This window comes from Oleiphilus messinensis (genome assembly GCF_002162375.1).
GTDB classification, from domain to species: domain Bacteria; phylum Pseudomonadota; class Gammaproteobacteria; order Pseudomonadales; family Oleiphilaceae; genus Oleiphilus; species Oleiphilus messinensis.
The window spans coordinates 913,035-925,000 of record NZ_CP021425.1; the positions used below are offsets into that span (position 1 = coordinate 913,035).

Annotated in this window: 10 protein-coding genes; 9 read left to right on the forward strand and 1 reads right to left on the reverse strand. The window is 47.6% G+C overall.

The features are described from left to right. Positions 1-176: 176 nt before the first annotated feature. The 4 genes from rluD (at position 177) to OLMES_RS04125 (ending at position 5,271) form a co-directional block, all read left to right on the forward strand. Positions 177-1,247, forward strand: a complete 1,071-nt coding sequence (gene rluD, locus OLMES_RS04110) for a 23S rRNA pseudouridine(1911/1915/1917) synthase RluD (protein ID WP_232465257.1) — start codon at positions 177-179, stop codon at positions 1,245-1,247. Between the two features lie 84 nt (positions 1,248-1,331). Further along, positions 1,332-2,147: a peptidoglycan editing factor PgeF gene (gene pgeF / locus OLMES_RS04115; RefSeq protein ID WP_332454925.1), complete on the forward strand. Its 816-nt coding sequence runs from the start codon at positions 1,332-1,334 to the stop codon at positions 2,145-2,147. 172 nt (positions 2,148-2,319) lie between these two features. Further along, complete coding sequence (gene clpB / locus OLMES_RS04120; RefSeq protein WP_087460090.1) at positions 2,320-4,911, forward strand: ATP-dependent chaperone ClpB; 2,592 nt, start codon at positions 2,320-2,322, stop codon at positions 4,909-4,911. A 117-nt stretch (positions 4,912-5,028) separates the two neighbouring features. Beyond that, the gene (locus tag OLMES_RS04125) at positions 5,029-5,271 is read left to right on the forward strand and encodes a YdcH family protein (RefSeq protein ID WP_087460091.1); all 243 of its coding nucleotides are present in this window, start codon (positions 5,029-5,031) and stop codon (positions 5,269-5,271) included. A gap of 138 nt (positions 5,272-5,409) precedes the next feature. On the opposite strand, the gene OLMES_RS04130 is transcribed toward OLMES_RS04125, so the two are convergent. Then, positions 5,410-5,844: a DUF4124 domain-containing protein gene (locus tag OLMES_RS04130; RefSeq protein ID WP_087460092.1), complete on the reverse strand. Its 435-nt coding sequence runs from the start codon at positions 5,842-5,844 to the stop codon at positions 5,410-5,412. Between the two features lie 568 nt (positions 5,845-6,412). Here OLMES_RS04130 and OLMES_RS04135 point away from each other — a divergent pair. The 5 genes from OLMES_RS04135 to msrP all read left to right on the forward strand — a co-directional run bounded on the left by OLMES_RS04135 (position 6,413) and on the right by msrP (position 11,882). After that, the gene (locus tag OLMES_RS04135; RefSeq protein WP_087460093.1) at positions 6,413-8,134 is read left to right on the forward strand and encodes an acetolactate synthase 3 large subunit; all 1,722 of its coding nucleotides are present in this window, start codon (positions 6,413-6,415) and stop codon (positions 8,132-8,134) included. 5 nt (positions 8,135-8,139) lie between these two features. Continuing rightward, on the forward strand, positions 8,140-8,631 hold the full coding sequence (gene ilvN, locus OLMES_RS04140; protein ID WP_087460094.1) for an acetolactate synthase small subunit: 492 nt from the start codon (positions 8,140-8,142) through the stop codon (positions 8,629-8,631). Between the two features lie 74 nt (positions 8,632-8,705). Then, complete coding sequence (gene ilvC, locus OLMES_RS04145) at positions 8,706-9,722, forward strand: ketol-acid reductoisomerase (RefSeq protein ID WP_087460095.1); 1,017 nt, start codon at positions 8,706-8,708, stop codon at positions 9,720-9,722. A 239-nt stretch (positions 9,723-9,961) separates the two neighbouring features. Continuing rightward, positions 9,962-10,783 (forward strand): CDP-diacylglycerol--serine O-phosphatidyltransferase, encoded by an 822-nt coding sequence (gene pssA / locus OLMES_RS04150; protein ID WP_198343210.1) that lies wholly within the window; start codon positions 9,962-9,964, stop codon positions 10,781-10,783. Between the two features lie 133 nt (positions 10,784-10,916). Further along, positions 10,917-11,882 (forward strand): protein-methionine-sulfoxide reductase catalytic subunit MsrP, encoded by a 966-nt coding sequence (gene msrP, locus OLMES_RS04155; RefSeq protein ID WP_087460096.1) that lies wholly within the window; start codon positions 10,917-10,919, stop codon positions 11,880-11,882. Positions 11,883-11,966: the final 84 nt, after the last annotated feature.

Sequence of the window (11,966 nt, forward strand, 5' to 3'; positions counted from 1 at the left end):
CCATTACCTTTGGTAAATGATTTTCTGTTGAAAGGATATCAACATGGTAAACTGGTGTTTTAGTGCCGCTCGGGCATTATTTCACAACTTGTAATTGAATCCAAAGTGAACCTTCATTAATTACGAGTTAACAACGCGAAGCGTTCCACTTTAGTTATTGGAGATAGATGTCGTAGATGTCCGATTCTGATCAATTTGAAAATACGAGCAATGACTCACCCTCAATGGATACCGTCGCTGATGAGGCAGACCCGAATCAAGATGATGACTTTAATGCGGGTTCTGACGCACTTGAAGTGATACATGCCGAGTTTGCAATTCCGCTGGATCTTGCAGAAAAACGGCTGGATCAGGCTGTAGCTGCATTTATGCCAGAGCACTCCAGAGGTCGAATCCAGGGTTGGATCAAAAGTGGGGCGCTCACTCTCAATGGCGCTGCGGCGAAAGCTAAAGATAAAGTTATTGTCAATGACAAGGTGGCCATTCGGGCTGAAATCGAGGGATTGGAGCGTTGGAGTCCCGAGGCCATCCCGCTGGATATCGTATTTGAGGATGAGCATATACTGGTGGTGAACAAGCCGGTGGGGCTCGTGGTTCACCCCGCTGCAGGTCATCCGCGTGGCACGCTGGTTAATGCCTTATTACATCATTGTCCGGAGGTCGACAAACTGCCCAGAGCGGGTATTGTTCACCGGCTTGATAAAGATACCAGTGGTTTAATGGTGGTTGCAAAGTCTCTCATCGCCCACACTTCATTAGTGAATCAGTTACAGGACCGCTCAATGGGGCGGGAGTATGAAGCGATTGCCTGTGGCATGATGACGGGTGGGGGGACGGTGCATGAGCCGATTTCACGACACCCCCATAACCGGTTGAAAATGGCCGTACACCCTACTGGTAAAGATGCCGTTACACACTATCGGGTACTGGAAAAATTTGCTGCGTTTACACATATCCATTGCAAGTTAGAAACCGGGAGAACACATCAAATTCGAGTTCATCTGGCCCATATCCATCACCCGCTGGTCGGAGACCCGATTTATGGTGGGCGATTGAAATTGCCATCAGGTGCCAACGAGGAAATTACAACGCTGTTGCGAAGCTTCACCCGTCAGGCGCTCCATGCTCGAAGGCTGCAGCTGATTCATCCCGCATCCCAGGAGCTACTGTACTGGGAAGTCGACCTGCCTGACGATATGCTGCAACTGTTGGAAGGTATCCGTAAATTTGACGCACAACGAGGTTAAACTTTTCAGTCGCAAAGTAAACTGTCAGTAAATCGAAACTAAACAGAAACTAAATCGAAAGAAAACAAGCCTGACGAGGAGAAAATGATGCGAGATGCTGGCGTTAAAGGCGACATTGAATCCGATGAGTCAGGCTTTATCGTGCCCGATTGGCCCGCGCCAGCCTCTGTAAGTGCATTGGTAACCACGCGCACGGGAGGGGTAAGTTTATCACCCTACGAGTCATTCAATTTAGGGGATCACGTTGGCGATGACGAGAGGGCCGTCGCCCAAAACCGGATACGACTGTCAGTGCTGAGTGGCTTGCCCTCAAAGCAAGTTCGCTGGCTCAGCCAGGTACACTCCGATCGTGTTCTGGAATACCGGGCGATCGCTGATGCTGATCCGGAGAGGGCGGCTGAAGAGGCAGATGGTGCAGTTACCTCATGCTTGAATTTAGCTTGCGTAGTTATGACTGCAGATTGCTTGCCGGTTCTGCTGTGTAATCAGCAGGGCACGCGAGTTGCGGCGGTTCATGCTGGGTGGCGAGGACTGTTGGCAGGCATATTGGAAAATGCCGTCCGATGTTTTGATACCGGCGATCAGCTATTGGCCTGGCTGGGCCCCGCCATTGGGCCAAACTGTTTTGAGGTCGGGCCTGCAGTTTTTGATCCATTTACGCAGCAAAGTGCTGCGGCCCGATCAGCGTTTACGGCCATAGAATCGAGCGCCAAGGCCCAAGGCGAACGCAAATGGTTGGCGGATATATACACGCTTGCTCGAATACGGTTAAATCAGGCCGGTGTTTCCGACGTCTATGGCGGAGACTTTTGCACGGTCACGGAGGCGGACCGTTTCTTCTCATATCGCCGTGACGGTGTAACCGGGCGCATGGCTTCGATGATCTGGTTGACCGAATAAAACGACCGGAATCTCCGGTCTATCCTTCCTGAAGATTCAAATCCTGTATTTTTATTGATCTATGTCACCTTGAAGTTGGCAGAAATGGCCTTAGATAGGGGGTAAGTGCAATCCTGAATCGGCTGCTCAGCGTTAAGCCTTCATCGGGATCAAGTCAGTTTACGAGGTAGCTATGAGAATCGATAAATTAACCAGCCGTTTGCAATTGGCTTTAGCGGACTCTCAGTCCCTGGCATTGGGAAAAGACCATAACTTTATTGAACCCCTTCATTTGATGTACGTGATGTTGGATCAAAAAGGCAGTTCTTTAAATCCCCTGCTCAAGCAATTGGGAGTGGATGTTTCTGCCCTCAAAAAGCAGGTCGCGCAAAAAGTAGATGATTTGCCCATCGTTAAAGGCAATGACGGCGATGTGCATATGTCCAATGAATTGGGACGTCTGTTTAATATTGCCGATAAACTGGCGCAAAAACGTCAGGATCAATACATTTCCAGTGAGTTAATACTTCTGGCAGCGCTGGAAGACCGGGGGGCACTGGGCGAGTTGTTACGTCAAACCGGCGTCCAGAAAGAGATGCTGGAGCGGGCAATTGATGCAATCAGGGGAGGGGAAAAGGTGACCGATCAAGGTGCAGAAGAAAACAGACAAGCCCTGGACAAGTACACGATTGATCTTACCGCACGGGCGACAGAAGGTAAATTGGATCCGGTAATTGGACGCGATGACGAGATTCGTCGAACGATTCAAGTATTGCAACGTCGTCGGAAAAATAATCCCGTGTTGATTGGTGATCCGGGAGTGGGAAAAACGGCAATTGTTGAGGGGCTGGCTCAGAGAATTGTAAATGGAGAGGTACCTGATGGTCTGAAAGACAAGCGCGTTCTCTCTTTGGATATGGGTTCTTTAATTGCAGGAGCTAAATTCAGGGGAGAGTTTGAAGAGCGACTTAAAGCCGTTTTGAATGAGCTGGCAAAGCAGGAAGGGCAAATCATTTTATTCATCGATGAGCTGCACACTATGGTCGGAGCCGGTAAGGCCGAGGGCGCAATGGATGCGGGCAACATGCTAAAGCCTGCACTCGCCCGGGGTGAGCTGCATTGTGTCGGGGCGACTACGCTGGATGAGTACCGCGAATTTATTGAAAAGGATGCGGCACTTGAGCGACGCTTCCAAAAAGTATTGGTTGAAGAACCGGACGAACAGGCGACTGTAGCCATACTGCGTGGATTAAAAGAACGTTATGAGGTTCACCATGGTGTTGAAATTACCGACGGTGCAATCATCGCTGCAGCAAAACTTTCCCATCGTTATATCACCGATCGGCAGCTACCGGACAAAGCCATCGATCTGGTAGATGAAGCGGCAAGTCAGATTCGTATGGAAATGGATTCGAAACCGGAGGCTCTGGATAAACTGGAGCGACGCTTAATCCAGCTGAAAATTGAACGTGAGGCATTGAAGAAGGAAGCAGATGCGGCATCAAAGCAACGTTTACTGGATCTCGATAGTGTGATCGCAGGTATAGAGCAGGAATACGCTGATCTGGAAGAAATCTGGACCACCGAAAAAGCGGCATTGCATGGATCGCAGAAAATCAAGAGTGACCTGGAGCAAGCGAGAGTAGATTTGGAAGCGGCTCATCGCGCAGGTGATTTAGCCCGGATGTCCGAGCTTCAGTATGGTCGTATACCTGAGCTTGAGCGGCAGCTGGACATGGCCAGTCAGGCCGAGATGATGGAGATGAAATTGCTCCGTAATCGCGTGACTGACGAAGAAATTGCCGAGGTCGTTTCCAAATGGACGGGAATTCCAGTTGCGAGGATGCTGGAAGGTGAACGAGAGAAGCTGCTTCGTATGGAAGAGGCGTTGCATGATCGGGTCATCGGCCAGGATGAGGCTGTTACCGTAGTTGCGGATGCCGTGCGGCGTTCTCGCGCCGGGCTGGCGGATCCCAATCGACCCAACGGGTCATTCCTGTTTCTTGGGCCCACCGGTGTGGGTAAAACGGAGCTTTGTAAATCGTTGGCGGAGTTTCTGTTTGATACCGAAGATGCAATGGTACGAATTGATATGTCGGAGTTTATGGAAAAACATTCTGTTGCCCGTTTAATTGGTGCGCCTCCCGGTTATGTCGGTTATGAAGAAGGCGGTTACCTTACTGAAGCTGTTCGACGTAAACCATACTCGGTGTTGCTGCTCGATGAAGTCGAGAAAGCACATCCTGATGTATTTAATATCCTGTTGCAGGTGCTTGAAGACGGTCGTTTGACTGATGGTCAGGGGCGTACGGTTGATTTCAAAAACACGGTTGTCGTGATGACGTCAAATCTCGGCTCTGATGTGATTCAGCAGTTTACCCGTGACGAGTCACAATATGAGTCAATGAAAGCGGCGGTCATGGATGTGGTAGGCGGGCATTTTCGTCCAGAGTTTGTGAACCGGATCGATGAAGTTGTGGTGTTCCATCCGTTACGGTCCGAGCAAATTGCGGGAATTGCAAAAATCCAGTTGGAGATTTTGAATCAGCGCCTGGCTGACCAGGATATTGCGTTGAGTGTTTCTGATGCGGCAATGAGTAAACTGGCGGAGGTAGGGTACGATCCGGTATACGGCGCTCGACCACTGAAGCGAGCTATACAGCGCTGGGTTGAGAACCCGCTGGCGCAGAGTATCTTGTCTGGGCGCTTCGGTCGTGGTGACGTGATTGAAGCTGAAGTGGAGGGTGATGGGTTCCGGTTCGAACGTATTCAGGCCAAGCACTGATGGGGATGTCGTTTTCTTGATGTTGGCGGATGCGCATTTGATTTGAGTCAGTAATAACAGGAATCTTGTCAGGCATACTGACTGGCAAGATTTAACCACAATCAATAAGGGCATTGCATGACTATAGAAAAACACGACCTACATCATGAATTTCCAGAGATGGCAGATGAAATTCATGAATTGAAAACCAGTAATGCACATTTCGCAAAATTGTTTGATCAGTACCATAATGTCGATCAACAAGTTCGTCGCATTGAAACCGGCGTTGAAAATACGTCGGATGAGTTTTTAGAGCAGGTCAAGAAAGAGCGTTTGAATTTAAAAGATCAATTGTTTCAAATGCTAAAAGCGATCGCTTGATTCATGGGCCTCTCCCTGCAACCCGTATTTCTAGGGTTGTTGGGAGGGCTGTGTTGACCGAATGGTTGGCGAGTAGGCCAGATAAGCTTTTTTCAGGTTTGGAATGTCTTGGGGGCGGGCGAGCGCTAACGCGCCTAATCAGTCACAGTTTTCCTTCACGATGCGTTCGGATTCTTTTACCTGAGCCTGTTTCTGTTCATCACTCAAGTATTTATATTCTCCCGTTTCTTTATCCTTTATACGTATTCTTGAGTAGCTTTGTAGCTTGCTTAGATTGGTCTTGGCAATCTCGCAGGCCTTTTTACGCTGCTCCTTGTAGGCCGCCGCGGCGGCAGGGTCGCCAGCGGTTGGTTTTGCTTCATCTGTTTTACTGGTTGCGGCTTCCTGAGTGGGCGCACTATGGCCGGTTTTAACTTCCAGAGATTCGCTGCTTTTATCCGACGGCCTCCGGTCTCCGTAGTGAATGACACCATTGTCATCTGTCCATTTGTAGATTCTTTCTGCCTGAAGGGCCGTTGGAGCCAGTATCGACATCGCCAGAATGGCATTGAGCAAGAATTGTTGCTTCTTCATTTTGTTTCCTGAAAGCTAAATACTATTTAAAGTTAAAGGGCTTCCCAAATGAGCTCCGCACTTTATTCCTTAGTAAGTACCAGAAAAGAAATATAGTAAACACCGGAAAGCAATACCCGAAGTCGGTGTTCTGATAATTACGGATAACTGATCTTTAAAATATAGCTTGTTAATGGGTGAATGTACTAAAAAACTCGAAATTTGGGAGATATTTACGCTTAATTAAGAAATCAGTATTGACTCTAGTTCACATAATGTCAGAATTACCGATTGCTTGAAGCAGAGCAATATTCATTCAGCAATCCTGTAATGTTAGTTCTCTGTTCAGACCTCACAGAGTGAGTGTTGCCGACTTATAGACTTGATCATTTTTGATGAACTGCATGACAAGTGAATCTTTGTTATGGCCAGTTTCAAAGTCTCGAAGGGGCGTGCAAACAATCTTTGCACCCTTTTGATGTGGCGAAGTGTGGCAACTTTCCGGGTTTCCAAATTCCATAAGAATCTATTGGCCGGTAGTCATACAAATTCTCAAAGTTCCTATGAGATTTAAAGAGGAAAAATAACCGTGGAGTTATTATCTGGCGCAGATATGATTGCCCGCTTTCTGCAGGATGAGGGCATCGAATACATTTATGGCTACCCCGGCGGAGCCGCACTTCACATTTATGACGCATTGTTCCGTCAAGATAAAGTTAAGCATATTCTAGTTCGCCATGAACAAGCTGCAGTCCATATGGCTGATGGCTATGCCCGGGCTACCGGAAAACCTGGGGTTGTCTTGGTAACGTCTGGCCCTGGGGCCACCAATACTGTTACGGGTATCGCAACGGCATTCATGGATTCGATTCCCATGGTCGTTTTGTGTGGTCAGGTCGCTACCACGCTGATTGGTGAAGATGCATTCCAGGAAACAGACATGATCGGCGTGTCTCGTCCTGTTGTAAAACATAATTTGACCGTTCGCCATCCTGAACAAATACCCGAAGTATTAAAGAAAGCATTTTATATTGCATCCACAGGTCGCCCTGGTCCAGTGGTTGTGGATATTCCAAAAGATATGACCACGCCAAATGAGCGCTGGAAGTATGAATATCCCAAGAAAGTAAAATTACGATCCTACAACCCTGCGTTGCGGGGGCATTCCGGTCAGATCAAAAAGGCAGTGGATATGCTGCTTGCCTCGAAACGACCTGTCATTTATGCCGGAGGCGGCGTAATTCTTGGTGGCGCCTCGGACAAGCTTGTGGAGCTCGCCAGAACGCTCGATTACCCGGTCACGAACACCCTGATGGGTTTGGGATCGTTTCCGGGAACGGATCGGCAAAGTCTTGGCATGCTCGGAATGCATGGCAGCTATGAAGCCAATATGGTCATGCATCATTCTGATTTTGTTTTGGCGATTGGCGCGCGTTTTGATGATCGTGTGACGAATGCGACCGAAAAATTCTGTCCGGGTGCAAAAATTGTCCATATTGATATTGATCCGGCTTCAATATCGAAAACTGTCAATGTTGATGTGCCGATTGTCGGACCAGTTGATTCCGTGCTGAAGGAAATGCTATCCCTGATCAAAGAAGCCAAAACGGTTCCTGATAAAGAAAGCCTAGGGGCTTGGTGGAAGCAGATTGATGAATGGAGAGCATTCCATGGTGGTCGTTACAGCCTCGGAGATGGAAAGCTGCTCAAGCCACAGCAGGTTATCGAAGCCGTCCACAGAGTAACCAAGGGTAATGCATATGTAACATCGGATGTAGGTCAGCATCAGATGTTTGCCGCTCAGTACTACAAGTTTGACAAGCCAAATCGCTGGATTAACTCTGGTGGTCTGGGCACCATGGGGTTTGGTTTTCCGGCTGCGATGGGGATCAAACTCAACTTCCCGGATGAAGAGGTACTCTGTGTTACCGGTGAAGGCAGTATTCAGATGAATATTCAGGAACTGTCTACCTGTAAGCAATATGACCTGCCGGTTAAGATCATCAACCTGAACAATCAATCGTTGGGAATGGTGCGACAGTGGCAGGACATGAATTACGAGTCCCGTCACGCTCAGTCTTACATGAAGTCGTTACCTGATTTCGTAAAACTGGTTGAGGCCTACGGTCACGTGGGAATGAAGGTGGAGAAGCCTGAAGATCTGGAAGCAACGTTGGAAAAAGCGTTCGCGATGAAAGACCGGTTGGTGTTCCTGGATATTTATGTCGATCCATACGAGCATGTCTACCCAATGCAGGTTGCACGTGGCGCGATGAAAGATATGTGGTTGAGTAAGACTGAGAGGACCTGATCCACATGAGAAGAATTATTTCTGTATTGCTGGAGAATGAACCGGGTGCTCTGTCTCGAGTAGTTGGGCTTTTCTCTCAGCGAAATTATAATATCGAAACATTGACGGTTGCTCCAACGGAAGATCCGACTCTTTCTCGTATGACGGTGACAACGACGGGGTCTGATCGGGTAATCGAACAAATCACCAAACAACTTAATAAGCTAATCGAAGTGGTTAAGTTGGTTGATCTGACGGATGGCTCGCACATCGAGCGGGAGCTGATGTTGATCAAGCTCAAAGCCAGTGGTGCTCAAAGAGCAGAGATAAAACGGACGACCGACATATTTCGGGGTCAAATCGTAGATGTGACCAGTTCGATTTATACGGTTCAGCTTATTGGTGATAGTGAAAAACTGGATGCCTTTATTCAGGCAATCGGGTCCACGAGTGTATTGGAAGTTGTGCGCTCGGGTGTATCCGGAATTGCGCGTGGCGAGAAAGTTCTGAGTGTCTGATTTTGGTGATCGGATAATATTTTAATCATTTAGGTAAGGTGCTGAAGAAAGCACAGGAAAAACAGGGGAAACTCATGCAAGTTTATTACGATAAAGATTGTGATTTGTCTCTTATCCAAAGCAAGAAAGTTGCAATCATCGGATACGGCTCTCAAGGTCATGCTCATGCGAACAACTTGAAAGATTCTGGCGTAGACGTAACGGTTGGTTTGCGTAAAGGTTCTGCGTCTTGGGCGAAAGCAGAAAATTCCGGTTTGACAGTAAAAGAAGTTGCCGAAGCAGTAGCGTCTTCAGATGTTGTAATGATTTTGACCCCGGACGAGTTCCAGGCGCAGCTTTACAAAGCTGAAATTGAACCAAACCTGAAAGATGGTGCAACGCTTGCGTTTGCCCACGGTTTCAGTATTCACTATAACCAGGTTGTGCCGCGTGCCGATCTTGATGTAATCATGGTTGCACCAAAAGCACCAGGGCACACTGTGCGCTCCGAATTTGTTAAAGGCGGTGGTATTCCTGACCTGATTGCAATCTTCCAGGATGCATCCGGATCTGCCAAGCAGTTGGCATTGTCTTATGCCAGTGGTGTTGGTGGTGGTCGTACCGGTATTATCGAGACGACCTTCAAAGATGAAACCGAAACAGATCTGTTTGGTGAGCAAGCCGTTCTGTGTGGTGGCGCGGTTGAACTGGTTAAAGCGGGCTTCGAAACACTGGTTGAAGCTGGGTATGCTCCGGAAATGGCTTACTTCGAGTGTCTGCACGAACTGAAATTGATCGTGGATTTGATGTACGAAGGTGGTATTGCTAACATGAACTACTCCATTTCCAACAATGCGGAATATGGTGAGTATGTTACTGGCCCAGAAGTTATTAATGATGAGTCCCGTGCGGCAATGCGTAATGCATTGAAGCGCATTCAAGATGGTGAGTATGCGAAGATGTTTATCGCAGAAGGTGCTCACAACTATCCTTCAATGACTGCATATCGTCGTAACAATGCTGCTCACCCAATTGAGCAGGTTGGTGAGAAGCTGCGTAGCATGATGCCTTGGATTGCTTCAAACAAGATTGTTGACAAGACCAAAAATTAATCTGGTTCAGACAGTCTGATAAAGAAAAAGCGCGATGGACCATCGCGCTTTTTTTCGTTTTGACCTATTCCAATGTAATCGCCTTCTCTTCCTGTAATGGATTTTCACTCAATCGCTTTTTCGCTCTATAGTTAAGGTGATTTAAAGTGCTAGTGCGAATATGAATAGTCGTTGATTGTATATTTAGCGTTTGTGTAGATAAATCTAGGATGCATAAATCAGATTAGGATACGATTTTGATGAGTAACCACGAGAACAATATGGATTCAGCCTCCTTGAGGTCTGATGTGGAATCACCGGATGCAACCTCAGTAGAAAGTGATCTGGAAGATGTCGAGGTTGTTGAGGGTGGAAAGGTGCGTCGCCGGGGAATCTACTTGCTCCCCAATTTGTTTACGACGGGCTCACTTTTTTCGGGCTTTTATGCGATTGTTGCAGCGATGAATGGCCAGTTTGATAACGCTGCTGTAGCGATTTTTGTTTCGATGATTTTAGATGGACTGGATGGCCGAGTCGCCAGGCTAACGAATACGCAAAGCAGGTTTGGCGCTGAGTATGACAGTTTGGCTGATATGGTTGCCTTTGGCGTGGCACCTGGTTTGGTTGCGTTCACATTGAACCTGCAGTCTCTTGGTAATATCGGCTGGATTGGTACGTTCATATACGTCGCCGGTGCAGCGTTGAGATTGGCAAGGTTTAATACTCAAATCGGCTCTGTTGACAAAAAATACTTCGTTGGTTTACCGAGTCCGTCTGCTGCAGCCCTTGTCGCTGGTTTTGTTTGGGTGTGCCATACTGCAGAGCAAAGTCTCGGTCTGACGATACTCACCATGATCATAGTTACCGGAGCTGGCGTACTCATGGTGAGCAATGTGCTCTACTACAGCTTTAAAGAGCTTGATCTCAAGCGCCGTGTGCCCTTTGCTACTGTCCTGGTAATTGTCTTGATTTTTGCCGTTATAGCCCTGGAGCCAGCCATCGTCTTATTGCTGGGGTTCGTGGTCTATATTCTCTCCGGGCCAGCAATGGCGTTGAAGCGAAAATTCAAGGCGCGGAATTAGGCCTGCGGAAACCCATTTTGAAACCCAACGATTCAGTTGGGTTTTTTTGTTTCTGGCGATTCAAAACGAAGTCTGAATTTTTTAGTACTGTTGTGGTCTTAACAGATCAAATGATCATAAAGAGGTTGCAGTCATGTTGATAAAAGCCGGTGGAAAGTTAAAAGAAAGTGACGTCACTGATGAGAAATTGTATTTGTCGCGGCGTCAGTTCATGGCTGGGGGGGCTGCGTTGGCCTTGGGATCGTTGCTTCCGGCGCCCAGTTTGGCTGCCTCACCTGAAGATTACCCTGCGTTGACAGGCTATACCAAAACTAAATGGGGGGCCAATGAAGAGTTGACGCCCTTTAAAGATGTTACACGTTACAACAACTTTTACGAATTGGGTGTCGATAAGGGCGATCCCGCCGAAAATGCCGACGCTCTCAAGGTCAAGCCCTGGTCGGTTAAGGTTGAGGGCGAAGTAGGAAAGCCAGGAGAGTATGCTTTCGAAGACCTTATAAAAGGCATTCCTCTCGAGGAAAGAATCTACCGCTTGAGGTGTGTTGAAGCATGGTCAATGGTCATCCCGTGGATCGGGTTCCCTTTGTCATCCATTCTTAAAAAGTTCGAACCCTTATCTAAAGCGAAGTACGTCCGAATGGAGACAATTCACGCACCAGAGCAATTACCTGGTCAACGCTCTCGCTTTAGTTCTATTGACTGGCCTTATGAAGAGGGGTTGCGTATCGATGAAGCTATGCATCCACTGACTTTGATGGCAATTGGTCTGTACGGACGTACGTTGCCTAACCAAAATGGTGCACCACTGCGGTTGGTTGTGCCGTGGAAGTATGGGTTCAAGAGTATTAAATCCATTGTGAAGATTCAGTTTTTGGAATCTCAACCCAAAACGAGCTGGAATAGTATCGCGCCTCAAGAATACGGTTTCTACGCCAACGTAAACCCAAAAGTGGATCATCCGCGCTGGAGTCAGAAAACTGAAAGGCGATTGCCGTCAGGGCTGTTCTCGGTGAATAGAATTGATACACAGATGTTCAACGGTTACGGGGATGAGGTTGGTCATTTATATGCGGGGATGGATTTGAAGCGGTTTTATTAATGAGAATTGATCGCTTCTCAATCGATATTGGCTCGAAAATACCATAAATTAAAAAATATAAGATTAATTTAAAAAAGGTGTTGA

Excerpts from the sequence above, each read along its gene's own strand:
- pgeF (WP_332454925.1), top strand. The coding sequence starts at position 1,332 with ATGATGCGAGATGCTGGCGTTAAAGGCGACATTGAATCCGATGAGTCA.
- OLMES_RS04130 (WP_087460092.1), bottom strand. The coding sequence starts at position 5,844 with ATGAAGAAGCAACAATTCTTGCTCAATGCCATTCTGGCGATGTCGATA.
- ilvC (WP_087460095.1), top strand. The coding sequence starts at position 8,706 with ATGCAAGTTTATTACGATAAAGATTGTGATTTGTCTCTTATCCAAAGC.
- clpB (WP_087460090.1), top strand. The coding sequence starts at position 2,320 with ATGAGAATCGATAAATTAACCAGCCGTTTGCAATTGGCTTTAGCGGAC.
- ilvN (WP_087460094.1), top strand. The coding sequence starts at position 8,140 with ATGAGAAGAATTATTTCTGTATTGCTGGAGAATGAACCGGGTGCTCTG.
- rluD (WP_232465257.1), top strand. The coding sequence starts at position 177 with ATGTCCGATTCTGATCAATTTGAAAATACGAGCAATGACTCACCCTCA.
- msrP (WP_087460096.1), top strand. The coding sequence starts at position 10,917 with ATGTTGATAAAAGCCGGTGGAAAGTTAAAAGAAAGTGACGTCACTGAT.
- pssA (WP_198343210.1), top strand. The coding sequence starts at position 9,962 with ATGAGTAACCACGAGAACAATATGGATTCAGCCTCCTTGAGGTCTGAT.
- OLMES_RS04125 (WP_087460091.1), top strand. The coding sequence starts at position 5,029 with ATGACTATAGAAAAACACGACCTACATCATGAATTTCCAGAGATGGCA.